Source organism: Cryobacterium sp. Y11, assembly GCF_002929535.1.
Lineage (GTDB): Bacteria > Actinomycetota > Actinomycetes > Actinomycetales > Microbacteriaceae > Cryobacterium.
Map to the genome: position 1 here is coordinate 66029 of NZ_PJJO01000057.1, position 24682 is coordinate 90710.

The following is a 24682-nucleotide window of genomic DNA, read 5'->3' on the forward strand; positions in this document are numbered from 1 at the left end:
CGCCGCGTTGCCGATCCAGACCCAAGGAGCACCATGACTAACAAGCCCACTACCGATCAGACGGGAACGCCCGTCGCCAGCGACGCGCACTCGCTCACCGTCGGCGCCGACGGCGTCACCGCGCTGCACGACCGCTACCTGGTCGAGAAGCTCGCCCAGTTCAACCGGGAGCGCATTCCGGAGCGCATCGTGCACGCCAAAGGTGGCGGAGCGCACGGCGAGTTCGTGGTGACCGGTGACGTTTCGAAGTACACGCGCGCGGCCGTTTTTCAGCCAGGCACCACGACCCCGACCCTGCAGCGTTTCTCCAGTGTCGCGGGCGAGCAGGGTAGCCCGGACACCTGGCGCGACGTGCGCGGCTTCTCGGTCAAGTTCTACACGACCGAGGGTAACTACGACATCGTCGGCAACAACACCCCGGTGTTCTTCATTCGTGACGGCATTAAGTTTCCCGACTTCATCCACTCGCAGAAGCGCCTGCCGGGCACTGGCCTGCGCGACGCGACCATGCAGTGGGACTTCTGGACGCTCTCTCCGGAATCGGCCCACCAGGTCACCTACCTCATGGGTGACCGCGGCCTGCCGACCTCGTGGCGCACCATGCCCGGCTTCGGCTCGCACACGTACCAGTGGATCAACGCCGCGGGCGAGCGTTTCTGGGTGAAGTACCACTTCGAATCCAATCAGGGCAACATCGAGATGGAAGGGGCAGAGGCCGAGCTCATCGCCGGAGCCGACGCCGACTACTACCGTCGCGACCTCTCCGACGCTATCGCCGCCGGCAACTTCCCGTCCTGGAACGTCTCCGTGCAGGTCATGCCGTACGAGCAGGCCAAGACCTACCGGTTCAACCCGTTCGACGTGACCAAGGTCTGGCCGCACGCTGACTTCCCGCTCATTCCGGTCGGCACCCACACCCTCAACCGCAACCCGGCGAACTTCTTCGCCGAAATCGAGCAGGCCGCGTTCTCGCCGGCCAACCTCGTTCCCGGAATTGCGGCGAGCCCCGACAAAATGCTCATGGCGCGCATCTTCTCCTACCCAGATGCGCAGCGCTACCGCGTGGGCACCAACTACGCGCAGCTGCCGATCAACGCTGCCCTGAGCCCGGTCAACAACTACTCGCAGGACGGTGCGCAGCGTCATTACTACAACGCGCCGACCGAACCGAACTACGCTCCCAACTCCCTCGGTGGTCCGGTCGCTGACCCGGCAGCTGCCGGCGAAGGCTCCTGGGAGAGCGACGGCGAGCTGCTGCGTTCCGCCGCGACCCTCCGCAGCGAGGACAGCGATTTCGGCCAGGCCGGAACGCTGTACCGCGAGGTCTACGATGACGCCGCCAAGGCACGCTTCCTCGACACCATCACCGGTGCCATCAGCGGAGTGACGCGCCCAGAGGTGACCGAGCGTGCCATTTGGTACTGGACCAGTGTTGACGCCGATCTCGGTGCCAAGCTGCGCGCGAACCTCGCCGTGTTCGCTGAGGCTGCCGCGCTCGACGCGGAGTACGTGGCGGCTCAGTAGCACGTCCTGCACCGCCCGGCCTTTTTCAGGCCGGGCGGTTTTGTGTGCGCTGGTGCTGCTCGTGGGGGGCGCAGATCGACCGTTCGAGGGGTGGTTTGGGGCGATTCTCGACCCCTCGCGGGAGTGGATGCTGCGGGTCGCGAACCACGGCGGCCGACCTAGCGCAGGTAGCCGCCCTTTTTCAGGCCAGCCTGGATCTCGAAGCGGTTCTTCAGCGGATTGCGCCCGGCAACCGCGTAGAGCAGCGGAAAAACCATGCCGAAGCGCTGCCACTGGCGTTTGTGCACGGCCTCATGCTCAAGCACATCCGCGGTGACGTTGTGATTGGTGAGATAACAACCGCCAACGCAGGAGCCGCCGCGCCCAAAGGTCCACGGCGGCATGCCGCGAAACACGTACAGGCCAGCGCGCTTCTCGACCCGTCCTGTGCTCCAGATTGAGCCCCAGACCAGCCCGACCGCGGTGGCGTAGAGGTAGCCGGCCCGGCTGACCGATGAATCAAAGAGGAGGCGGCGCATCCGCTATTCGTTTTCGTTGGCGTCGGCGAACCCTGGACGTCCGTAGGCTTCGAGCAGGCGCAGCCAGACCTCGCTCAACGTCGGGAAGCTGGGCACCGCGTGCCAGAGGCGGTTGATGGGTACCTCGCCGACGATGGCGATCGTGGCCGAGTGCAGTAGCTCAGCAACGTCTTGCCCGACAAAGGTCACGCCGAGTAGAACCTCGCGGTCGAGGTCGACGATCGCCCGCGCCTTGCCGACGTAACCGACCGCGAGTACCGAGGCGCCGCCTAGGTTGGCCAGGTCGTAATCCAAAATACGGATGCGAAACCCCGCCTTCACCGCAGACGCTGCGGTCAGCCCGACCGAAGCCACCTCCGGGTCGGTGAACGTGACCTGGGGAACGGAAGCGTGATCGGCTGTCGCCACGTGCGCCCCCCACGGGGCGTCGTCGACGGCGCTGCCGGCCGCGCGGGTCACGATCGCGTCGCCGGCCGCGCGGGCCTGGTATTTGCCCTGGTGGGTGAGCAGGGCGCGGTGGTTGACGTCGCCGGTGGCGTAGAGCCAGTCGCCGGCCAGTGCGGGGGAGTCGCCCTGCACGAGCATGGTGTCGTCGACTGTGAGCCAGTCGCCAGACTCGAGTCCGACGGTATCCAAGCCCAGGTCGTGCGTGCGCGGGGTGCGCCCAACGGCGACCAGCACTTTCTCGGCGGTGACGGTGCTGCCCTCGTCGAGGGTGAGCACGACGGTGTCGTCTTCACGGTGCGCCTTGATCGTGGATGGGCCGACGAGCACGGTCACTCCGCTGGCTTGGAGGGCTGCGGTGACGAGTTCGCCAGCGAAGGGTTCGTGCCCGCCGAGCAGGGAGCTGCGGGCGATCACGGTCACCGTCGAGCCGAGCGAGGCATACGCTGTGGCCATCTCGGCAGCGACGATTCCGCCGCCGATCACGGCGAGGCGGGCGGGGATCTGCTGGGCGCTCGTCGCGTCACGGCTGGTCCACGGGTTCGTTTGGGCGAGGCCGGGAATGTCGGGCAGCAACGCGGCTGACCCGGTGCTCACGACAACGGCATGCGTGGCGGTGAGTACCGTCACGCTTCCGTCGGCTGCGGTCACGGTGACCTCTTTCGTGCCGGTGATGCGGGCGTGGCCGCGCACAAGGTCGATGCCAGCCGAGTGGAGCCATTTCGCCTGGCCGTCGTCGTTCCAGTGACTGGTAATGGAGTCGCGTTGTTTGAGGGCGGCGCGCACGTCGACGGTTCCGGTGATGGCCTCGGCTGCGCCGGGCACGCGCCGGGCCGCCGCGAGGGCTACGCCGCTCCGTAGTAGCGCTTTCGAGGGCATGCAGGCCCAGTAGGAGCATTCCCCGCCGACGAGGTCGCTTTCGACGATGACCGTGCGGAGGCCACCCTGTGCTGTGCGGTCGGCGGCGTTCTCACCGACAGCGCCTCCGCCAATCACGATGACGTCGTAGCTCTTCGACATGGAATCTCCTTCATTGAGATGGCGCGATCGGTTTCATGCAGCCTACCGCGAGGTTCGCGCTCGGACCCGGTTTAGAAGGGAGATGCGCACGAGGTAGGGGAGTGTTGTGGGCGACGAAGCCGGCGGCGGCGCGAGCTGCCAGTTCTGGCCGCTCGGCTGTTCGTGACCTGCCACCTGTGGCCCCTAGAAGACCTATCATGGGGCCACAGCTGGAATCTCGCGAGTGGATGCGAGAGCCCGTGGGGCTCCGCGCCGGGTTAGTGGCCGACGAAGATGGCGGCGGTGCGGGCCGTGAAGGATTGCATGCCGATGCGGGAGTCCTCGGTCTGAATCAGGCGGGCCAGCGACGGCTGCAACGCTTCTTCAGCGGATGCTGGACCGTCCCGCTGCGCCAGCCGCGCGTTGGCCAGGGTGGCCTGCACGGCGAGGGGCGCCTGGGCAGCGATCTTCGCGGCGAGCTCGAGCGCCCGGTCAAACTGGGCGCCGTCGGGAACGATCTCCTGCACGAGGCCCAGACGATGCGCCTCGGCCGCGTCGAACAGGTCGCCGGTGAGCAGCCAGCGCATGGCGTTGCCCCAGCCGGCCGCGCGCGGAAACCGAATCGTGGCGCCACCGAACGGCAGAATACCCCGGGCCACCTCGATCTGGCCGAACTTGGTCGATTCGGCGGCGACCACGATGTCGCTCGCGAGCATGAGCTCGATTCCGAGGGTGAGACAGGTGCCCTGCACGGCGATGACGACAGGTTTGGTGAGGGATTGGCCATCCACTTGCCACGGATTAATGCCGCCCTCCGGCACCATCTCGAGTCCGGTCGGACCGAGCCTCGGGCCGATATCGGCGAGGTCGAGACCAGCTGTGAAGTGCTCGCCCACCGCGTAGACCAGGCCAACGCGCAGCTGGGGGTCGCGGTCGAGTTCGCCGTAGGCGAGAGCCAGCTGCTGGAGCAGGGCGAAATCGGCGGCGTTGCGTTTCTCGGGCCGGTTGAACCCAATCAGCAGAATGTGGCCGCGACGTTCGGTGAGGATGCGGGGCTGATCGGTCATGTTGCCTCCAGTGGCTTGGGTGACGCGGCTGGGCGGACGCGGCGTGTACGTACAGCCCCCGCGCGTGTATAACTCCTGCAATTCGTGTGGACGTCCTCAGACCTTGCCCGGAATGACGCGGGTGCGGCTTCGGCCAGCCTGAAATTGCAGGAGTTATGCGCGAAAAATTAGATGGGTAGTCCAAGCGTCGACTAGCGCGTGAGCGCCCCGATGATGCGCAGAATGCTCGGAAGGTCATCGCTCGCAGCCTCGGGCGAAGCCGGCGCGAACCCGCAAATGGTCGCCCCGGCGACGGTGAACTCGGCGCGAAGCGCGGTGATCGCGCCGCCGAGATCGGCAACGCTGAGCCCGAACGGAATCAGATCGTTCAGGCCGGCAAGCGCAGCGGGATCGAGCACGTCGAGGTCGATATGCACGAAGACATGTTTCGCGCCGGTTAAAGCCACGGCAGCAACGAGGGCGGCGGGGTCGGTCAATTCAGAGCAGGAGATGCTCACGAGGCTCCGCTCCTCGAGCAGTTCGTCTTCGGCATCGTCGACATCGCGAATGCCAGCGAGCACGACATTGTCGAGCGACACAGTGCTGGCTGCGGCGAGCTTCAATTCGGCCGGGCCCTCTCCGCTGATTGCGCGCAGCACCATGCCACAGAATCCGCCAGACGGCGAGGATTCGGGCGTGTGCAGGTCAGGGTGGGCGTCGAACCAGACGACGGCCAGGTCACCCGGATGCAAGCGGGCCGCGTGTTCGACGGCCGCGAGCGAGATGCCGCAGTCGCCGCCGATTGAGAGCGCCCAATCGGTCGTGTCGCCCAGCACCGCGGTGTGGCGCTCACGCACCTGCTGGATCGTCGAGAACCGACGCACGCCGGTATCGAGGGCGTCACCGGCTTCGACCGGAACGTCGACCAGTCGCGTGGCCGAAAAGGGCAGATCGCCCTGAACGGCCGCGGCCCCATCGACCAGACGCATTGCGCGCGGAGAAATCGAACCCTGCCATTGCGGCACTACAACGAAGGTGGGAGCCATACTTCAGTATGGCGCAGTGGCCGGGGCTAGCGGCATTCGCTTCGCCAATGTCGTTGATTTACGGGGCCGGGTGAGTGGATGCGGGATGGCTCGCTGTGGAGGCCGCGCTCGCTGGTGATCGGGCTGCGGAGGGGCTCGTTGATTGATGCGCGAGCGTGCGAGCGATCGAGATCCTTGGTGGGTCTCGTTTCTCGTGCCTCGACCGGCGAGGCAGCCTCCGTTTTAGCGCTCGAGCGCGGCGGTGTTGCCAGCTTTGAGGGCGGCGAGGCGGGCATCCACTTCGGTGAGCTCGCCGAGGTCATCGAGGCTTTCGAACTGGGCGTCGAGGCTCGACGCTGCAAGCTCCTGGGCGCCGCGAACCTTAGCTTCTTCGCGGCGAATTTTGTCTTCGAAGCGGTTGACCTCGCTGGTCGGGTCCATCATGTCGATGCTCTTGACGGCGTCCATCACCTGGGCTTGCGCCTGTGCGGTCTTGGAACGTGCGACCAACTCCGCCCGCTTGTTGGTGAGCTGCACCAGCTTCTCTTTCATGGTGTTCAGGCCGGTCTTGAGCTGATTGACGACAACGGTCTGTGATTGAATCTGCGGTTCGGCTGTGCGCACCTCTTTCTCTGAGGTGAGCTGACGACCGAGGGCGACCTTGGCGAGGTTGTCGAACTTGTCGGCGTCAATGGTGTTGCCGCCGAGGCGCAGCTCGTCGGCCTTGCGGCTCGCGGCGAGGGCCTTACCACCCCACTCAACGGCGGCTTCCTGGTCTTCGCGGTAGTCATCTTCGAGCAGGCGCAGGTTGCCGATGGTCTCCGCGATCGCGCTCTCGGCGTCGGAGATGCTGCTGGAGAAATCGCGCACCATCTGGTCGAGCATCTTCTGGGGGTCTTCTGCCGAGTCGAGGATGGCGTTGATGTTCGCCTTCGCGAGCTGGGAGATGCGGCCGAAAATGGACTGCTTGGTCATTCGGAGGTCCTTTCAGAAGAAGTCGGTCGGCAACGAGGGGTCCCGAGCCGGTACACCTGAAAAGTTTAGGGTCTACGAGTCGGGAGAGTCTGGGAACAGGTCAGCGGCGACCATTCGCGATGCGTCATGCCCTACCCCGCTTGTCAGGAGATAATCCCCATAATGGGGGTGATTCTGACTTCTATACTGACGGGGACTCCTCAGGAAAATATCGGTAGCACCGAAAATTTCCACGTTGATCGTCCGTTTCCGGTTGCGGGTGTGTGCCGCGCTGCCGGCATCAGCGGCCCTCAACGTTCTTAACGACGTCACGTTCAGCACGGACGTGCTCATTTCGGGCGGGGAGATTTTCGCAACGTATAACATGGCGTCGTCGAATGATGCAGAAACGGCACCAGTAGTGTGGGAAACGTGCATCTACGAGGTGTTCATCTGGCCGGTGTATTTGAACACGAGACAAGTCCTATTTCACCTGATCAGATAGGCATTATCGGTTTAAAGCACCGTCAAAACCGCATGCCGAATGGTGGATTCAGGTTAAGTTCTTGGGCGCTCACTATGCCGTCAGCTTCGAGTGTGATCGCCGCCGGGGCCGCCGGTCTCGACGGGCAGCTGGCGACGATGGCCACCCTGCCCGCTGGGCTTAAAACCGGCTGGCACTCGCTGGCCCTGGACCGTACCGTCGCTAATTTGTTGGCCGCGCAGGCCGTGGCCTGGTTCGAGATTGATGCCATCGGCGTGCTCTTGCGCGTGTCTAATACCGGTCCGACAATGACAACCACTACAGCCGTCGTCGCGACGACGGCTGTAGCCAGCACCGGTTTCGGCCGGGGCATCCGCTTGTGTGTGTGTGCCAGAACGTTGCCCCGTGTTACACGGGCGCTCACTCGCGACCCGCGGGACCCGCAAACTGAGACCAGCGCAACAGAATCGACACCGACGGGAGCCCGGCATGAACGAAGAATTCACGAAGCGGATGCTCGCCGTCGTCGAGGTCACCGCAGCGCGCCCCGATCGCCCCGCGTATCACGCCAAGGTGCAGGTGCTCAATTCCCGCCTGGCCGCCGATGCTGCCGCTGCCGGCTGGTCGGTCACGAGGGTGGCCGCTGCCGATGTCACGCCCGCCGACCTGCTGCACATTACAGCGGATGCCGACGCCCTCGTCATCGTCGGCGGCGAAGACATCACGCCGCACTTCTACGGCGGTTCAACGGGATACGAGGGCGAGACGCACCATTTCGCCACCGCCGACGAGGGCCAAATCGCTCTGGTGCAGCGCGCGCTGGCACTCGGCACCCCACTGCTGGGCATTTGCCGGGGCCTGCAGATTATCAACGTTGCCCTCGGCGGCAGCATCGTGCAGCACATTGATGATGGAATTCACAAAAATGTTGGCGTGCCGATCGACCAGATCCTCTCCACCCACGGCGTAGCCCTGGCCGCTGACAGCACCCTGAGCCGGACCCTTCGCCGGATCGACATCTCGGTTCAGAGTGCGCACCACCAGAGCGTTGGGCGTCTCGGCAGCGGGCTCGTGCCGGCGGCCCACGCTCCCGACGGTCTGATCGAGGCCCTCGAACACGAGAGTGCGCCGATCACCGGCGTGCAGTGGCACCCCGAGGCGCCCGACTCCCCGGTCGGCCAGCTCGCCCTGCTCCTCGCCGGGCTCGCTCGGCAGCACGAGGCTCGCGTTCTCGCTGTCAACGCTACCGCCCTAGCCGCGTAGCGATCCTTCCCGGCGAGCCGGAGGCATCCGCTGGCCGGACGTTCATGGGGCCACAGGTGGCATCTCGCGACTGGGCGGTGCAACGTGCGGCGCCCGCTCGGCATCTCGGTAGAACCGAAAAAGCCCCGGCACTTCTCGCCTGGGGGGAGGTGAGAAATATGCCGGGGCCAATCGTGGAGTGGGGGAACTCCGTGTGTAACGGTACGGGGCATGGCCTGAGAAGAGGCTGACAAAAATCAAAAATCGGATCTGCTCCCGTGCTTTCGCCGGTAGGAGTCGGTCAGTTTTGCGGCAGTGACGTGCAGATTCTACCGAACGATCAGGCGCTGGCAAAAGAAAAAATGGGAAGTGCACCCATGACGGCTGCGCCAGACGTGCGACAAGCGGCGAGTCACCGCCGCCTCAACGGGCTGAGTTTGGTCGCCTATGCTGCACTGACCGAGCTCGTGGCGTGTGCCCACTCGAGCAACTCTGCCTGAGCGCGACGACGGCTGGCGGCGGTCTGTTTCGGGGGTACTGGAACGATCATTCGGGAACCGGGGCAATCCGCTGTGGAATTGGCCAGGGAATGGTAGGTCGCGAAGCGCGTGTCCGACGTGATCCACACCATTTGTTGGCATTCTGGGCATTCTGTCTGCAGCATTTTCATGATTGTCCGTTCCATCGCCGACTCAGGTAATCGGTTCGATCCTTCCACGCTAGCGGGGACAGACAGGGTGACGTCCTCCCCATTGATGGGGACAGCAGAAAACCGGAAATGGTGGTATTTTGCCTCCGGCAAGTCATGCTGTAGCGACCGGTGGCGAAACCCGGCGTTCCCCGAGGATTGGCGTCCGCCCGCAGCCAGCTGCCCCAATCACGTTGCAGCACTTCGAATCGTGCAATGATCAGGCGCACCAATGTGCGCGGTTGCCGTCGCGCACCCCGGCACTGCGCACACAGATAACAGGGGAGAAGCTGATGAACATCGATTGGGAATTCAACGGACTGCCGCTGCACGTTCTCATCGTGCACGCGGTGGTGATCGTGGTGCCGCTGGCTGCACTGTGCCTTCTGCTCACCGCGTTCTGGCCGACCGCGCGGCGACGGCTGGGCATCGTGACGCCACTCGTTGCCCTCGCCGCGCTGGTGCTGGTTCCCCTGGCGGTACAGGCGGGAGAGTGGCTGCAGTCGCGCATCGTCAATGTCACGCCGCTCATGGGCACGCACACGTCGCTTGGCAAAATGTTGTTGCCGTGGGTGATCGGGCTCTTTATCGTTGCCGCCGTGCAATGGTTGTGGTATCGCTATCTAGCCGCCGCTGGCGCCCGGTTCGCCTCGGCTGTGCCGAGCCGTACGAGGCGTCTCGTAGCCACCGTTATTCTCGACCTGGTCGTTCTGGTGAGCGCGATCGGATCGGTGGTGACCGTCGCCCTCATCGGAGAATCGGGGTCGCGCGCGGTCTGGACCGGACTCTTCACACCCTAAGGGTGCCGCAGAAGGCGCGGCACCCCGCGGACGTCAAGCGCGTGGTCGGGGTGGCTGCGGTTTTTGGTAGGCCAGTTCGCCGCCAACGCGACCGCCGAATGGGCGGCCATGGTCGGCGAACTCCTCCCGAAAATAGCCCATCCGCCACGGCCCCATCTCGAGTCGCGAACCGGTACGCAGAATCAGGCCATTGTTCATGCCGTGCTCGTCATCGACCGGCCGGGAACTGCCCGCGACCGCACCGATCGCAAACAGTCGATATTCATCATTGTCATCGTGGCGAATCTCGGCATGCACTGGTTTCAGGCCGGGCAATTGCAGGTCGGCGCTGTTCGATGAGCCGATCGTCGTAATACCCGGCAGCAGGTTAAATTCCCGGGGCATCTGCCCGTTCCAATTCTCCGAACCCACAACGAAAATCAGGCGCGGCCGCCCGCTACCCGACCGGTAGTGCGTCGTCGTGACCCTGCGCCGGCTGCGGCGCTCGAACGTCGGCGCGAGGGGAAACACGGTTGATGGTGGCAGCGGAATGGCGACCGGCCTGCGCGCCTGCCCCCGCGTTCGTGCCTGCAGGAGCGGCCCGAGGGCGTTACGTGACCCGAGAACGATGTGTGGAGACCGCGTCAGCAGACGTTGGGTGACGGATGCCTGCACGTCCCCCAGTCGGGCGATCAGCCCGTCCGGGCCAGTGATGGCCACAGTCAGACCGCGGGACGCCAACTCGGAGGCCAACGTGCGCAGCGGTTCCAGGTTGAGCGCGCGCCCCCGCACGAACATTTCGGGGTTGCTCGTGAACACGGCAATTTCCGTACCGTCGGCGGTGACCGTGCCCTGCAGGGCATCCTCTTTCCCGAAGGAATCCCCGAACGCCGCTCCCGTCGATTCTGGGCTGGAACCAGCGGGTAAAAGGCCGATTTCACCCGGTAGCTCGGCCAGGGAGAACGCAAGATCGATCTGCAGACTGATGCGAGAGCCGGCAGATTTCGAGTCCCGCGCTGTGGAGCCCGCTCGGGAGCTCACGGTCAGCCCCGAAAAGGGTCTGCGCCGAGTGATTTCTCGTCGCTGGTGGTAACCCGCAGCGTGCCGTTGAGCTTCCAGAGCGCGCGTGGGGCGTCTGGGCCGATATCGCGGGGGACCTCAACGACCATATCGATGAAAGTGTAGTTGATGGCCGCGCCCTTGCCCGTGAGATACGACCACATCTCCTGGCCGAGATCGGTCCAGTCCTTGATGCTGTGTTCCTCGGAGTCGTTGGTGCTCTCGACATTGCCCAGGTACGTCTGTCGTTCAGTCACGGTAGGTTCCTATTCGCTCGCACAGGTGATGCTGCAGGTTCCGGTAGGTGCGCCGGTTTCGAGATGGCAGGGTGCCCTCAAGGTTTACTTAGCTTAGTTACCTAGTTGCGTGCGGTAAAGGATTGCTCAGAAACGGGGAGAAGAAATTATTCGGCGTCGAGGTCGGTCTCGAGGATTTTCACGAGGGAGTCGAGTGCGTCGTCGGCACCCTCGCCGTCGGCCCGCAGCACGACGGTGTCGCCGTTGGACGCACCGAGGCTCATAATGGAGAGGATGCTCGAGGCATCCATCGCGTCATCGGCCGGTTCGCCGGCCATGGCGATGGTGACCTCAATGGGCAGCTCCCCGACGGCGGCGACAAAGATTCCGGCTGGGCGGGCGTGCAGGCCGACGCGGCTTGCGATGACGGCGGTTCGTTCAGACATAGGGTCCTCCAGGGTAGGCAGATAGAGCAATGTTCGGGTTACAAACCCAGCGTGTTCAGTATGGGGAGTTTCTCACGAACGAGGCGACGGGCATCCGTTGCTGAATGCGCTGTGAGCGCCAGACCAGCGAGCTGCCGGGCCTCCGGCAGAGTGACGCTCGCGAGCACCGCGGCGACGGACGAGAGGGCGCGCGCTGTCATAGACAGGGTTGACACGCCGAGGCCGACCAGCACGACGGCCAGGGCTGGGTCGGCGGCGGCCTCCCCGCAGACGCCGACCGGCTTGTTGTTGCCTTCGTCGATGGACCCGGCCACAGTCAGCCGAATTAGGTGCAGCACGGCGGGCTGCCACGGTGTGTTGAGCGCTGCGAGCGTGCCGAGCTGCCGGTCGGCGGCCATGGCGTACTGGGTGAGGTCGTTGGTACCGAGGCTGACGAAATCGACGTGCTGAAGAATGCTCGCGGCGGTGAGTGCAGCCGAGGGAACCTCGACCATCACGCCGGGCGTTTTCAGGCCCGCTGCGGCGCAGAGGCCGGCAAAATGTTCGGCTTCTTCTGCCGTTGCGATCATCGGGGCCATCACCCAGACCTGTGCCTGGGTATCCTCGGCGGCCTGGGCAATGGACTGAAGCTGGCGCTCGAGCACTCCGGGGGAGGTGAAATCGGTGCGGTAGCCGCGCACGCCGAGCGCCGGGTTCGGCTCCGAGGCATCCGTAAGAAACGGTAGTGGCTTGTCGGCGCCGGCATCCAGGGTACGCACGACGACCTTCTTGCCGGGGAACGCATCGAACACACCGCGATAGGCCGCAACCTGTTCGGCGATGGTAGGTTCGGTCTCGCGTTCTAGAAAGCAGAATTCGGTGCGCAGCAGGCCAACGCCCTCGGCACCAGCGGCAGCGGCCTTAACCGCGTCAGCGGCTCCGCCGACGTTGGAGAGCAGCGGAACCAGGTGACCGTCGGCCAGCCGTCCGGTTCCGTCGAACAGGGCCAGGGCGGCGGTTGTCGTCTCCCACGCCTCAGCTAGGGCGACCTCAGCCCCCCCTGGGTTGACCAGGATCGTGCCGGCCGCACCATCAACGAAAACCCGGGCACCATCGGTCAGGCCATCGACGCCTAGTGCTGCGACCACGGCCGGCAATCCCAGGGCGCGAGCAATGATGGCGGTGTGCGACTGCGGACCGCCACTCGAGGTGACGAGCGCCAGCACCTTCGACGGGTCGAGGGTGGCGGTATCGGCCGGTGCGAGATCTTCACCGACCAGAATAAAGGGTGTGTCCGAGTAGGGAATTCCGGGGGCTGGCACGCCGCGTAGCTCGGCGACGATGCGACCGCGCACGTCGAGTACGTCGGTCGCCCGCTCGGCCATGTAGCCGCCGAGGTTGTGCAGCATCTCGGCCACCGAGGCGGCCGCGTCCCAAATAGCTCGCTCCGCCGAGGCGCCATTGATGATGAGTTTGACGGCGGCCTTGACGAGCATCGGGTCGTTAGCCATCAGGGCGGTCGCCTCGAGCACCTCCCGGCCGGCGCCGGAAGCGCCAACCGAGCGTGCCGTGAGGTTAGTCTGCACGGCTTTCGCTGCAGCACGAAGGGCAGCGGATGCCTCCTCCGCCGACGTACCGTCGGCCAGACGCTCGCCGACGCCCGGTTCGCGCACCGCGTGGGGCATCATTAGGACGGAACCGATAATGCGGCCGGGGCTGACGCCAACTCCGGTGAACGTGCGGCCGGTTTCGGCCTGATCAAAAGGGGCCTTGCCGGAAAGCGTCTGCACGATCATTCTCGATTCTGTCTGCCCAGCATTCGGCTGGCGCCTCTGTACTACGTGGTGCCCTGCGTTCCGTTGTGCGCGGGTAGCGATAACGGTTGGTTCCTATCTTGTCAGACCGTAGCGAGAACGACTTCCGGGGCATCAACCGGGCGCTTGCGCACGGCGTAGCGCTTGAGGCCGACCACAGCGAAGGCGGAGACCACGGTACCGATCGCAATGGCGAGTAGGAACAGCCAGAAGTTGTCGATCGCGAAGAACACGAACACTCCGCCGTGTGGTGCCTTGCTCGTGACATTCCAGGCCATCGACAACCCGCCGGTTACGGCGGCACCGAGCATGCTGGCAGGGATCACTCGGAACACGTCGGCGGCGGCGAACGGAATGGCGCCCTCGGAGATGAATGACGCACCGAGCAGCCAGGCCGCCTTGCCGTTTTCGCGCTCGACCAGGCTGAACAACTTCTTGTCGAGCACGGTGGCGAGGGCCATCGCGAGCGGTGGCACCATGCCCGCAGCCATGACCGCGGCCATAATCTGCCACGGCGCCTGGTTGGCCAGGCTAGCGGCGCCGAGGCCGGCGACGGCGAACGCGTAGGCGACCTTGTTGACCGGGCCGCCGAGGTCGAAGGCCATCATGAGGCCGAGAATGACGCCGAGAATGACAGCGGATGCCCCGGTCATGCCGTTCAACCAGTCGCCCAGTCCTACGGTGAGCAGGGCGATGGGCCCACCGAGCACGATGAACATCAAACCGGAGGCGACGATCGACGCGACCAGCGGAATGATCACGACGGGCATCAGGCTGCGCAGCCAGCGCGGAACGTTGAGCTTGGTGAAGCTCGCGGCCACGACACCGGCGAGCAGGCCGCCGACGATGCCGCCAAGGAAGCCAGCGCCCATGAACCCGGCGACGGCGCCGGCGACGAAGCCCGGTGCGATACCGGGGCGGTCGGCGATAGCGAAGGAGATGTAGCCAGCCAGCGCAGGAACCAGGAAGCCCATCGACAGGGCGCCGATCTTGAAGAAGACCGCCCCGAGGTAGGTGAGCATGCCGCCGTCGGGCAGGTTGAACAGGCTATTGTTCAGCACGACGTCATCGGCGACCTCGGTGATCTCGTAGCCGCCGAGCAAAAAGCCGAGGGCGATGAGTAGCCCTCCGCCGGCGACGAAGGGAATCATGTAGCTGACACCGGTGAGCAGTGCGCGCTTGAGCTTCTGCCCGAAGTGCTCGCTCTTCTCATCGGATGCTCCGCCGAGGTCTGCGGTACCGCTCACGCGGCGCGCGTTCGGGTTGAGGGCTGCCGCGAGGGCCTCCTCGATCAGCCGGCCCGGTTCGTCGATACCGCGCTTGACCGGGGCAGTGATGACCGGCTTGCCAGCGAAACGCTCCCGGCCGCGCACGTCGACGTCAACGGCGAAGATCACGGCGTCGGCGGCAGCAATGACGCTGGGGTCGAGCGGGGTGAGGCCGGCCGAACCCTGTGTCTCAACCTGCAGGTCAACACCCAGGGCCTTGGCAGCGGCCACGAGCGAGTCGGCCGCCATATAGGTATGCGCGATACCGGTTGGGCAGGCCGTCACGGCGACGATGCGCTTCATTCCTGACGTGGCAGGGCCGGTGCCGGCATTGGCGTTATTGTCGGTGCCTTCGGCGTGGGCGCCGGCCGGAACGGCAACCGGGGCGACAACGGTGTTCACGAGTGCGACGATCTCATTCGCAGTCGATGCGCCGCGCAGGGCGGCGGTGAAGTCCTTCTTCATGAGCGAGCGGGCGAGCGTCGCCAGTATCTTCAGGTGTTCCTGGTCGGCACCCTCCGGCGCCGCGATCAGAAAGACCAGATCAGCTGGGCCGTCTTTCGCGCCGAAGTCGACCGGGGTTGATAGGCGAGCCAGGGCGAGTGTCGGCTCACGCACAGCCGCGGAACGGCAGTGTGGAATGGCGAGGCCACCAGGGATTCCGGTGGCGGTCTTCGCTTCGCGAGCGAGAGCATCCGCATAGAGCGACTCGATCTCGGTGGCGCGGCCGGCGCCGACGACAAGCTCGGCCAGGTGCCGAATGACGTCTTTCGGCTCGGTGCCGAGAAAGGTGTCCAGAACAACGAGCTCCGGGGTAATCAGTGCACTCACTGGTCATCCTCCTTTGGATGTGTGGTTGATGCCAGCGGCGTCACGGTGACATCGCTGGGGTTGGTTTGACGCAGGGCAGGAACAGTGGAACCAGGGAGGGAAGCCGCGGCGGCGCCGTGGGCTGCGGCCTGGCGCAGGCAATCGGGGGCGCTCGCTCCGGCGGTGCTGTGCAGCAGATAGCCGGCCAGGGCCGAGTCACCGGCGCCGACGGTGCTCACGGCGATCATCGGAGGAGTGGTGGCGAGCCAGCTGCCCTCGGCCGTGACGAGCACGGCGCCCTGTGCGCCGAGAGTAGCCAGTACGGCTCCGACGCCGCCAGCGATGAGAACGCGAGCCGCGTCGACGACGAGCTCGGGGTTCGCTTCGAGCGTGGCACCGTCGAACAGTCCGCTGAGCTCGGCGAGCTCCTCGGCGTTGGGTTTGAGCAGGTCGGGCCGGGCCCGGGCCGCAGCGGCTAGGGGGCCACCGGAGGAATCAACGGCGACGAGGGGTGCCGCAGCTCCGAGGCGTTCACGCACGTCGCGAATGATACGGGCATAGAAATCGTCTGGCACTCCCGGCGGAACCGACCCGGCTAGCACGAGCCAGCTGGCGCCGACCGCTCGCTCAAGCACGAGGTCGACGAGGGCGTTCTGCTGGGCAAGGCTCAGCACCGGCCCGGGTTCATTGAGTTTGGTGGTTGTTCCGTCGGGTTCGGTGATTGCTACGTTGCTGCGAAGCGGCGCGCCGATCGGGAGGCCGAGGTGCGGAATTCCGTGGCTGGTCAGGGCGAGCAGCACCGGGTCGGTCGCGTCGCCCGGCAGGATGGCGAGGCTCGAGATGCCACTCGCGGCGAGGGCGCGGCAAATGTTGACGCCCTTGCCGCCGGGTTCGCTGTGCGCTGCGACCGCGCGTTGCACCTCGCCGCGCTCAAGCGGGCCGGCCAGTTCGATCGTGCGGTCGAGGCTCGGGTTGGGGGTCAGGGTGACGATCATGCGATCACCACGTCGACGTCGGCCGCGGCCAGGGCTTCGGCCAGGGCGGCGGATGGTTCGGCATCCGTTATCAGAGTGTCGATCGCGGCCAGGGCAGCGAAGCAGACCAGCGTTTCCTGGTCGAGTTTGGACGAGTCGGCGAGCACGACGACTCGCCTGGCCGCGGCGACGATCGCGGATTTAACGGCGGCTTCGACCGAGTCTGGTGTGCTGAGGCCGAAGCCCGCGCTGATGCCATTGGCACCGATGAAGGCGATGTCGGGGCGCAGAGCTGCGAGTTGGGCGACCGTTCCGGCGCCGACGATTGCGCTGGTGAGGCCGCGCACCCGGCCGCCGAGAATGTGCAGGTTGATGGCGTCGTTGCTGGACAATTTGCCGGCGATCGGAACGGCGTTGGTGATCACGAGCAGCTGGTCGCCGGTGTTGGCGGGGGTCCAGCCAGCCAATCGATCGGCAAGGAGTTCGGTGGTGCTGCCGGCGTCGAGCAGGATTGAACCGGTGCGGCTGGTCGGAATCATGCGGACGGCGGCGTCGGCGATGCGCGATTTCTCGCCCCGGCGTTGCGTTTGGCGTTCATCGAGACTCGGCTCTGACAAGCTCAGACGGTCGATGGAGACGGCGCCGCCGTGCACGCGGCGCAACTGACGGGAGGCTTCAAGGGTGTCGAGGTCGCGCCGCACGGTCTCGGCGGTGATGGCGAAACGCGTGGCGAGCTCGGTCACGGTGACCCGGCCCTCGGTTGCCACGAGCGCGGCGATAAGGAGTTGACGTTCTTCGGCGAACACGGATGCCTCCGGGGCGATGAGTGACTCTGGCCACAAAAAGTTGGTTTCATTGACTTTAGCTGTGTTTATTTTTGTTTGTCAAGAATATAGAAGATAAACAAAGAATTTGCGCGCGGCAGCTGCGCGGTCGGTCCTGTCAGTGGTCGGCGGTAGCGTGAATGGTATGAAGATTTTGCACACCTCGGACTGGCACATCGGGCGCACCTTCCATACCCATTCGACGCTCGAACACCTCGGCCAAGTGCTCGATGCGCTCATTGAGATCGTGCGCGTGCGGGGTGTCGACGTGGTGGCGGTCGCTGGCGACGTCTTCGACTCTGCGATGCCCTCGAAAGAGAGCTACGCGCTGCTGACCAGCGCCTTGCGGCGTTTGAAGGCGGTCGGAGCATCCGTTGTCATGACCAGCGGCAACCACGACTCGGCGACGAGGCTCGGGTTCCAGTCGGAGTGGGCTGCCCTCGCGGGAATTCATGTCGTGACCCGGCCCGAACAATATCTCGAGCCGATCAGCATCACTGATGAATACGGCCCGGTGCATTTCTATGGCATCCCGTACCTGGAGCCCGTACTCATTCGACATCTCTATCCCGGCGTGCCGCTGAAAACACACGAACAGGTGCTCGACTTTGCCATGACTCAGATTCGCGAAGATTTAACTGTGCGCGGTGGCCGAAGCGTGGTGCTCTCACACTGTTTCGCCGCCGGGGTCATGCCGGCCAGTGCGGCGAGTGATGTGGAACGTGACATCACCGCCGGCGGACTCGATGTGGTTCCGCTCGGCGTCTTTGACGGATGCGACTATGTGGCCCTCGGCCACATTCACGGTCGGGCCACACTGACCGAGCGGGTGCGATACTCCGGGGCGCCGCTGCATTACTCCTTCGCCGAGGCCGAAAAACCGCGCGGGGTTTGGCTGGTCGAACTCGATGCCGGGGGGCTGGGCGCCGTCGAGTGGGTTGACCTGCCGGTTCCGCGCAGACTCACCGTGCTCACCGGCGAGCTGAGCGATCTGCTGGAGGATGCGGCCTACGCCGACCGGGAGGGGGATTGGGTGAAGGCGATTCTCACCGATCAGGTGCGACCGCTCGATGCCATGCGCTCCCTACAGGAACGGTTTCCGCACGGGGTCGCGCTCGAACACCGCCCGGCCATTCAAATGGATGTCGGTGACAGCAGCTACGCCGAGCGCATTCGAACCGCCACGAGCGACCCCGAGATTATCGCCGGCTTCCTGTCGTTCGTGCGCAATGGCGTGGGACCGACCGACTTTGAGACCGCGCTCCTGGCCGAACTTCTCACCGAACAGTCGACGCGGGCGGCCAACTCATGAAAATTCTGCGCTTGCGCCTGGCCGGATTCGGACCATACAAGAACGAGCAGCTCGTCAACTTTGAACGCTTCGACGACGACGGCATCTTTCTGATCTCCGGCAAGACCGGTGCCGGTAAGTCCAGCCTTCTCGACGCCATCTGTTTCGCCCTGTACAACCAGGTTCCGCGTTTCGACGGCAGTGAACTTAAATTACGCAGCGATCATTGTGACGTGGATGACCCGACCTTTGTCGAACTCGACTTCAGCGTGAACCAGTCCAGGTACCGGCTACTGCGCACTCCACCCTATGAGAGGCCCAAGAAGAGCGGCACCGGGGTTACCGGGGCCGCGCCAACCGCTGTACTCCAGATTCTCGATGGCGACTCCTGGCGCGGCATCGCAGCCAAGCCCGTTGCCGTCGGGCACGAGCTCGACGCGATCCTCCCGCTGAAGGTCGACCAGTTTCTGCAGGTGATCCTGCTCGCGCAGAATCGATTCCAACGTTTCCTCCTGGCCAAGACCGAGGAACGTCGCGCGGTGTTGCGCACCCTATTCAATACCAGCCGCTTCGAGCAGCTGGAGGCGGCGCTGATTTTGCGTCGCAAGGGCCTGGATGAGCAGCTGGCGACGAGCCAGCGCGACCTCGCGCAGCAGCAAGCCGCTGCCGTGCTGCTGCTCCGCGACGAGGGGCCACTCGCCGACGCTGCTGGTGCCGCGCCCACTGCGGAGTGGTTCGCCAACGCCGAGCAGGTACTTACCGGACAGCTCGACGTTGCAACTGCCGAACAGGCGCACGCCATCGTAGAACTGACCGCAGCGACAGACCGACACCAGTTGCTGGTGCAGACCGAGCAGCGTCAGACGCGCCTATCCGCTGCCGTGAGCGCTCTGGCTGCGTTCGAGGCCCGGCAAGACGACATCGGTCGAGAGCGGGCCCAGCTACACGACGCTGCCCGCGCCGCTCGAGTGTGGCCACAGATTCGTGAGCGCCGCGAAGCTGCCGGCGCGCTCGACGCTGCACGGGCCGCGCTGGTTACCGCGCAGTCAGTGCGCGAGCGTGGCCGCGCGGCCGTGCCAACCGCGGTTGGTGCTGTCTCCGCCGACGTTCATGGCGTCGATACCGCCGGTCGGGGGCAAACGGATGCGACGCCCCCCGAAACGCTTGAGCAGCTCCAGTCGGTCATCGACGGACTGCTCGGCCGCCTTGGCGCGCTCGATGACGCCCTCACCGATGAGCTCGCCCTGCCAGCGCTCGACGCCGAGATCGCCGAGCTGTTGACCCAGCAGACCGAGCGCACGACCGATCTCGAGAACGCCCGTGCTCAGGCCGAGGCCCTGCCAGAACAAATAGACACGATCGCCGCTGAGTACTCCGAAGCGCTGCGCGCGGCCGCCCGCCACGGTGACACCACAATCACGCTCGACCGGGCCGCGCTCTCCTTGGCCGCAGCACAGACCATCGACCGTCTCAGCGTCACCCTCCTTAGTGCACAGCAAGCAGAGCTGGTAGCGAGCGGCGACAACACCGATGCGGCAGCGCACTATGAAAGCGTGCTCGCCCGGCGGTTCTCGGGATTCGCCGCTGAGCTCGCTACACGGCTGGTCACCGGGGACGCCTGTGCTGTCTGTGGGTCAACGGCGCACCCGCAACCGGCCCTCGGCCACGATGAGCCCGTCACGACCCACGATATCGACACCGCTCGCAGCACGGTCTCCGACCGGCAAAGTCAACTCCTCCTGGCCCAGAATGCGGTGCAATCGGTCGACCTGCGTTTGGCCGAAGCGCGCGCGGTCACCAGCGGCCGTGATGTAACCGCGCTCACGGCCGAGCATGACGCAGCGTCCGAAGCGCACCGACTGGCTGGTCGGGCCGCCACCATACTGCCCGAATTGCAAGCTGAGCTCAGCCAGCTGCAGTCCAGTGCGACCAGCGCGGCCGCGAGTGTCGAGACGCTGCGCGGTCAGCGTGATCGGGCCAGTACGGCGCATGCCACAGCGGTCAGCGCGCGCCAGGTCGTCTTCGATCGCGTGATCGGTCAGCGCGGCCAATTCGAGACCGTTCGCGGCCAGGCGAGCCACCTTCACGACGAGTTAGACCAGGCTCGCACGCTCGCCAGTGCACTGAGCCTGGTTGACGAATTCGGCATGGCGCACGACGCCGCCAGCGCGCGGTTGCGTACGCAGTTGGCTGAAGAAGACTTCACCGATGAGGAGACGGCGCTGACCGCTCGACTCGACCAGGCAGAGATCGAGCGGCGCACGAGCGCGCTGCGCGTGCATGATGACGGGCTGGCGACGGCCCGTGCCGTGCTCGCGCACCCCGACCTCGCCGGCCTCCCTTCCGCACCGGTCGACGTAGAACCGAGCAGAGCTGACCTTGCCGCGGCCAGCATCGCCCGCGATGCCGCGCTGACCCGCCACAGTTCCCTACTCGAGCGGAGCGCGACCCTCTCCGAAATCGCTGGCCGAGTCGCCGCGCTGTTGTCGGCATCCGGTCAGCTGCAGCGGGTGCAGCAGCAGGTGCGTCAGCTAGCGGATGTGGTGCACGGTGATGAGCCCAACACGAAACGGATGCGGCTGGAGAATTACGTGCTGGCCGCGCAGCTTGAAGAGATCGTAGCGGCCGCCAATACGCGGCTCCGCACCATGACGAGCGGCCGTTACACCCTCGAGCACGATGATTCGCTCGCCTTTGGTGGGGCGCGGTCTGGTCTGGGGCTGGCCATCCGTGACGAATACACGGGTCGCGCTCGGGCCACCCATTCCCTGTCGGGAGGCGAAACGTTCCTCGCCTCCCTCTCCCTCGCGCTGGGGCTCGCTGAGGTCGTGACCGGGCAGGCAGGCGGCATAACCCTCGACACTCTGTTTGTCGACGAGGGATTCGGCCAGCTCGACGCTGAAACCCTCGAGACGGCCATGAGCACGCTGGATACGCTGCGTGCTGGCGGGCGCACGATCGGCCTGATCAGCCACGTTGACTCGATGAAGGAGCAGATCCCGGCGGCGCTGCGCATCGTCGTGACTGAGCAGGGATACAGCCGCATTGAGACGGGTGACGACGCAGGGTGATGGCGCCGGGTGACGGAGTGCCCCGGGCGATGAAGTTTCTCTCAGGTATTGCCGATCCGGGGTGACCCTGTCACGATCAGAACATTGCGCAACGACGCGCGCAGGCCAGGGAGCACGCATGAAAAAGATTCTCTACATCGACCTCGACAACACCCTCGTGAACGTACAGTCGGGCATCGACCGGCTCACCAATGCGGAGTACCGCCGTTACGAGAAACGTCTCGATGAAGTACCCGGCATTTTCGCCCGCATGGAACCGATCAGCGGTGCCATCGCGGCCTTCCAAACCCTGGCTCAGTCGTTTGATACGTACATCTTGTCAATGGCGCCGTGGGGCAACGCGAGTGCCTGGCAACACAAACTGGAGTGGGTACAGGAACACCTGGGAGCCGGCACCAACGGCCCAGCCTATAAGAGGCTGATTCTCTCGCACCACAAGCACCTCAACCGTGGTGACTTTCTGGTGGATGACGGGTCTGCCGTTGGCGCTGATCGCTTCGAGGGCGAGCTCATTAAATTTCTGACCCCGAAGTTTCCCGACTGGAACACGGTCACCCGTTACCTTCTGGAGCGGGCCGACACCCCGCCCGGTCCAGTTCCCCGCACCAAGCAAAAATCACGGTCGCTGCGTTCGATCGGTCTGCAGGCCGTGACGTGCCCAGCCCGGTAACCTGCCCGCGCAAACTGGGTCAAAAATAAGTGTTCTGGTGCTTGAGCGGGTGCCTACGGGGCTGTATATTACAGCTGTCTAGATCAGTCCGATCGCCCTACCGGCCGGACTGATCTTTCTGTGTGTGGCCCCAGCGGGAGCACCGAGGCTGGCCCTGGTTGCCGCGCCGCAGTGCGGTTTGCGGGTTCGCGGTTCGTTGTGCTGGCGCGAATACGCTCAGGGTGATTGCATCCCGGTGCGAAGTATACGTCTCTAGAAAGTCCTGACTAGGGGTTTACCCACATGTAGATCTGGGGTAATCTCATTTTCCAGACGGGCAATGTCCTGCCAGGGTGTTTACCCTTGCGAGTCACTGCCACCAGATGATTGGGTGACGACATGGTGGAACTGAAGTCGGATTTCGTTCCGATGGGCGAAGTGAGCGCCGACGAGCGTTCCAGAATGGCCTTTGGCAAGGCCGGCGTGCACCGTGACGATCGGTACGCCGTTGCCGTGAACGCTGAGGGTGAGATTCTGTTGACTCCACTCGTGTCGATTCCTCGCCGCGAACTGCTGGTCTGGGACGACGCGGGCATTCGTGCCGCTCTGGTGCGTGGACTCGAACACAGTTCTAAGGACGAAACGAGCGAGGGTGGTGACTTCACTCGGTACGCGGAAGATGAGCATCCGCTCGAAAACGAGAGCGCCACAGCAGAGCCCCGGTCATGAGTTTTACGCTCCTTCTGACAAGAGAGGCGGCCTCCGGGCTCTCCATACTGGAAGCGAAACCACAGCTCGTCGGTCGGCTGAAGCGGGTACGTACTGCGCTCGGCCGGCTGCAGTTGAACCCCGAAGACCCTGCCTTGCGTTCCCACAAGTATGTGTCGCTCGCCGGTAAGAAGGGGGAAGCCGTTTGGGATTCCTACATTGAACACCGCACGCCAACGGCCGGTCGCATCTACTGGCACTACGGCCCTGGAATAGACCGCATCACCGTCGTGATCATCACGCCCCACCCGTAGCGCCACCGCTTCGGTGCCCACGGTTTAGAACGGGTTGAGCAGTCGGTACAGAAACTGGCGGGTGCGTTCCTGCTGGGGGTGACGCAGTAGCTGTTTCGGGTCACCGTGCTCGACGATGGTTCCGCCGTCGACAAATGCTATTTCGTGCGCGACCTCGCGGGCGAATTCGAGTTCATGGGTAACGATCACCATGCTCCAGCCCTCGTCGGCGAGCTCCTTGATCAGACGCAGTACGTCACCGACGAGTTCCGGATCGAGAGCGGACGTCGGTTCGTCGAACAGAAGCAGCTGCGGTCGTAAAGCCAGTGCACGCACGATGCCGACCCGCTGCTGTTGGCCGCCGGAGAGCTCGAACGGGTAGCTATCTCGCTTATTGGTCAGGCCGACCCGCTCAAGCAGGGCGAGCGCCTCGGCCGTAACCTCGGCGAGCGGGCGGCGCTGCACGACGACCGGACCCTCAATCACGTTCTGCAGAACGGTTTTGTGCGGAAACAGGTTGTAGAGCTGAAACACCATGGCTGACCGGTCGCGCAAGGCCGCGAGTTGTTTCGGCGAGGTCTTCGCGGCGAAATCGACGACTACCGCGGTCGATGTGGAACCCCGGCCCTGACCAGTGTCAGCGTCAGCACTGGCGGCGGCTGCGACCTCGATAGTGCCGCCGTCGGGCAGTTCGAGCCCATTCAGGCAGCGCAAAATCGTGGTCTTGCCCGAGCCGGAGGGTCCGATTAGCGCGAGCACCCGGCCAGGGCCGACAGCCAGATCCACCGACTCCAGCACCCGATTGCTGCCAAAACTCTTCTTCAGACCGCGCACGCGAAGTAGAGGAGCGGCATCCGTTCGGCCGGAACCAACGCCGGCGGGCAGATCAACGGGCGACATAGCGGTCCAATCGCTTCTCGAGAAAACCCTGACCAGTGGAGAGTATCAGGCAGATAACCCAGTAGATCAGGGCTGCTTCGAGGTAGAGAAGCATGAATTTCTGGCTGAAGGCTGCGATCTGCTGCGCCTCGCGGAACAGTTCGGTGACGAGGATCAGGGAGGCGAGCGAGGTGTCTTTGACCAGGCTGATAAACGTGTTCGACAGCGGTGGCACCGACACCCGGGCAGCCTGCGGCAGGATGATGCGGGTGAGGGCTCGATTGCGCGACATGCCGATCATGTATGCGGCTTCCCACTGACCCTTTGGGACCGAGAGAATCGCGGCCCGAATGACCTCGGCCGCATAGCCGCCGACGTTGACTGAAAAGGCCACGATGGCGCTCGGCCAGGGGTCGATGAGCACGCCGATCGATGGCAGTCCATAGAAGATCACGAACAGTTGCACGAGCAGCGGGGTGCCACGCACAATCGATATATAGCCGCGGGCGATGGCGGCGAGAGCGCGTTTCGATGACAAGCGCATCAGAGCGAGTACAAGCGCGAGCACGAGACCGATTGCGAACGACGCGAGGGCAAGCGGGATCGTACCGCGCACCGCGCCATCGAGCAGCGGCCACAGCGAGTTGACGAACAACTCCCAATCAGGCTGAATCATCG

The 24682-nt window shown here is 64.7% G+C and carries 22 protein-coding genes; 8 read left to right on the plus strand and 14 right to left on the minus strand.

Annotation, left to right across the window (positions count from 1 at the left end; genetic code table 11):
• The first annotated feature begins 33 nt into the window (after nucleotides 1–33).
• Nucleotides 34–1524 (plus strand): catalase, encoded by a 1491-nt coding sequence (locus CXY75_RS10935; protein WP_104082853.1) that lies wholly within the window; start codon nucleotides 34–36, stop codon nucleotides 1522–1524.
• Nucleotides 1525–1682: 158 nt separating this feature from the next.
• On the opposite strand, the gene CXY75_RS10940 is transcribed toward CXY75_RS10935, so the two are convergent.
• The 5 genes from CXY75_RS10940 to CXY75_RS10960 all read right to left on the minus strand — a co-directional run bounded on the left by CXY75_RS10940 (nucleotide 1683) and on the right by CXY75_RS10960 (nucleotide 6531).
• A complete protein-coding gene (locus tag CXY75_RS10940; protein WP_104082854.1) occupies nucleotides 1683–2042 on the minus strand; it encodes a Fe-S oxidoreductase in 360 nt (119 codons plus the stop codon).
• A 3-nt stretch (nucleotides 2043–2045) separates the two neighbouring features.
• Nucleotides 2046–3506: an NAD(P)/FAD-dependent oxidoreductase gene (locus CXY75_RS10945; RefSeq protein WP_104082855.1), complete on the minus strand. Its 1461-nt coding sequence runs from the start codon at nucleotides 3504–3506 to the stop codon at nucleotides 2046–2048.
• A 257-nt stretch (nucleotides 3507–3763) separates the two neighbouring features.
• Nucleotides 3764–4552: a crotonase/enoyl-CoA hydratase family protein gene (locus CXY75_RS10950; protein ID WP_104082856.1), complete on the minus strand. Its 789-nt coding sequence runs from the start codon at nucleotides 4550–4552 to the stop codon at nucleotides 3764–3766.
• A gap of 191 nt (nucleotides 4553–4743) precedes the next feature.
• Nucleotides 4744–5577 (minus strand): arginase family protein, encoded by an 834-nt coding sequence (locus CXY75_RS10955; protein WP_104082857.1) that lies wholly within the window; start codon nucleotides 5575–5577, stop codon nucleotides 4744–4746.
• A gap of 222 nt (nucleotides 5578–5799) precedes the next feature.
• Nucleotides 5800–6531 carry a PspA/IM30 family protein gene (locus tag CXY75_RS10960; protein WP_104082858.1) on the minus strand — a complete coding sequence of 244 codons (732 nt, stop codon included), beginning with the start codon at nucleotides 6529–6531 and terminating at the stop codon, nucleotides 5800–5802.
• A 952-nt stretch (nucleotides 6532–7483) separates the two neighbouring features.
• Between CXY75_RS10960 and CXY75_RS10970 the strand changes: the two genes are divergently transcribed.
• The gene (locus tag CXY75_RS10970; RefSeq protein WP_104082860.1) at nucleotides 7484–8257 is read left to right on the plus strand and encodes a gamma-glutamyl-gamma-aminobutyrate hydrolase family protein; all 774 of its coding nucleotides are present in this window, start codon (nucleotides 7484–7486) and stop codon (nucleotides 8255–8257) included.
• A 960-nt stretch (nucleotides 8258–9217) separates the two neighbouring features.
• Complete coding sequence (locus CXY75_RS10980; RefSeq protein WP_104082862.1) at nucleotides 9218–9724, plus strand: hypothetical protein; 507 nt, start codon at nucleotides 9218–9220, stop codon at nucleotides 9722–9724.
• A gap of 33 nt (nucleotides 9725–9757) precedes the next feature.
• On the opposite strand, the gene CXY75_RS10985 is transcribed toward CXY75_RS10980, so the two are convergent.
• The 7 genes from CXY75_RS10985 to CXY75_RS11015 form a co-directional block, all read right to left on the minus strand.
• Nucleotides 9758–10744 carry an FHA domain-containing protein gene (locus CXY75_RS10985; RefSeq protein WP_233201848.1) on the minus strand — a complete coding sequence of 329 codons (987 nt, stop codon included), beginning with the start codon at nucleotides 10742–10744 and terminating at the stop codon, nucleotides 9758–9760.
• 2 nt (nucleotides 10745–10746) lie between these two features.
• The gene (locus CXY75_RS10990; RefSeq protein ID WP_233201849.1) at nucleotides 10747–11019 is read right to left on the minus strand and encodes a hypothetical protein; all 273 of its coding nucleotides are present in this window, start codon (nucleotides 11017–11019) and stop codon (nucleotides 10747–10749) included.
• A gap of 146 nt (nucleotides 11020–11165) precedes the next feature.
• Complete coding sequence (locus tag CXY75_RS10995) at nucleotides 11166–11444, minus strand: HPr family phosphocarrier protein (RefSeq protein ID WP_104082863.1); 279 nt, start codon at nucleotides 11442–11444, stop codon at nucleotides 11166–11168.
• Nucleotides 11445–11482: 38 nt separating this feature from the next.
• Complete coding sequence (gene ptsP, locus CXY75_RS11000; protein WP_104082864.1) at nucleotides 11483–13219, minus strand: phosphoenolpyruvate--protein phosphotransferase; 1737 nt, start codon at nucleotides 13217–13219, stop codon at nucleotides 11483–11485.
• Nucleotides 13220–13320: 101 nt separating this feature from the next.
• Nucleotides 13321–15336, minus strand: coding sequence for a fructose-specific PTS transporter subunit EIIC (locus tag CXY75_RS11005; RefSeq protein ID WP_104082865.1), 2016 nt, complete (start codon nucleotides 15334–15336; stop codon nucleotides 13321–13323).
• On the minus strand, nucleotides 15333–16310 hold the full coding sequence (locus CXY75_RS11010) for a 1-phosphofructokinase family hexose kinase (RefSeq protein ID WP_104082866.1): 978 nt from the start codon (nucleotides 16308–16310) through the stop codon (nucleotides 15333–15335). The genes CXY75_RS11005 and CXY75_RS11010 overlap by 4 nt, the downstream gene beginning before the upstream one ends.
• Nucleotides 16307–17095, minus strand: a complete 789-nt coding sequence (locus CXY75_RS11015; RefSeq protein ID WP_104083046.1) for a DeoR/GlpR family DNA-binding transcription regulator — start codon at nucleotides 17093–17095, stop codon at nucleotides 16307–16309. The genes CXY75_RS11010 and CXY75_RS11015 overlap by 4 nt, the downstream gene beginning before the upstream one ends.
• 163 nt (nucleotides 17096–17258) lie before the next feature.
• Between CXY75_RS11015 and CXY75_RS11020 the strand changes: the two genes are divergently transcribed.
• From CXY75_RS11020 to CXY75_RS11040, 5 genes are all read left to right on the plus strand, one after another.
• Complete coding sequence (locus CXY75_RS11020) at nucleotides 17259–18425, plus strand: exonuclease SbcCD subunit D (protein WP_104082867.1); 1167 nt, start codon at nucleotides 17259–17261, stop codon at nucleotides 18423–18425.
• Nucleotides 18422–21475, plus strand: a complete 3054-nt coding sequence (locus CXY75_RS11025) for an AAA family ATPase (RefSeq protein WP_104082868.1) — start codon at nucleotides 18422–18424, stop codon at nucleotides 21473–21475. The genes CXY75_RS11020 and CXY75_RS11025 overlap by 4 nt, the downstream gene beginning before the upstream one ends.
• 118 nt (nucleotides 21476–21593) lie before the next feature.
• The gene (locus CXY75_RS11030) at nucleotides 21594–22145 is read left to right on the plus strand and encodes a hypothetical protein (protein WP_104082869.1); all 552 of its coding nucleotides are present in this window, start codon (nucleotides 21594–21596) and stop codon (nucleotides 22143–22145) included.
• Nucleotides 22146–22523: 378 nt separating this feature from the next.
• Nucleotides 22524–22853, plus strand: a complete 330-nt coding sequence (locus tag CXY75_RS11035) for a hypothetical protein (protein ID WP_104082870.1) — start codon at nucleotides 22524–22526, stop codon at nucleotides 22851–22853.
• Nucleotides 22850–23146: a hypothetical protein gene (locus tag CXY75_RS11040; protein ID WP_104082871.1), complete on the plus strand. Its 297-nt coding sequence runs from the start codon at nucleotides 22850–22852 to the stop codon at nucleotides 23144–23146. The genes CXY75_RS11035 and CXY75_RS11040 overlap by 4 nt, the downstream gene beginning before the upstream one ends.
• Nucleotides 23147–23170: 24 nt before the next feature.
• Here CXY75_RS11040 and CXY75_RS11045 read toward each other — a convergent pair whose 3' ends face one another.
• Both CXY75_RS11045 and CXY75_RS11050 read right to left on the minus strand, forming a co-directional pair.
• Nucleotides 23171–24025: an amino acid ABC transporter ATP-binding protein gene (locus tag CXY75_RS11045; RefSeq protein WP_104082872.1), complete on the minus strand. Its 855-nt coding sequence runs from the start codon at nucleotides 24023–24025 to the stop codon at nucleotides 23171–23173.
• Nucleotides 24012–24680 carry an amino acid ABC transporter permease gene (locus tag CXY75_RS11050; RefSeq protein WP_104082873.1) on the minus strand — a complete coding sequence of 223 codons (669 nt, stop codon included), beginning with the start codon at nucleotides 24678–24680 and terminating at the stop codon, nucleotides 24012–24014. Before CXY75_RS11050 ends, CXY75_RS11045 begins: the two co-directional genes overlap by 14 nt.
• Nucleotides 24681–24682 lie beyond the last annotated feature (2 nt).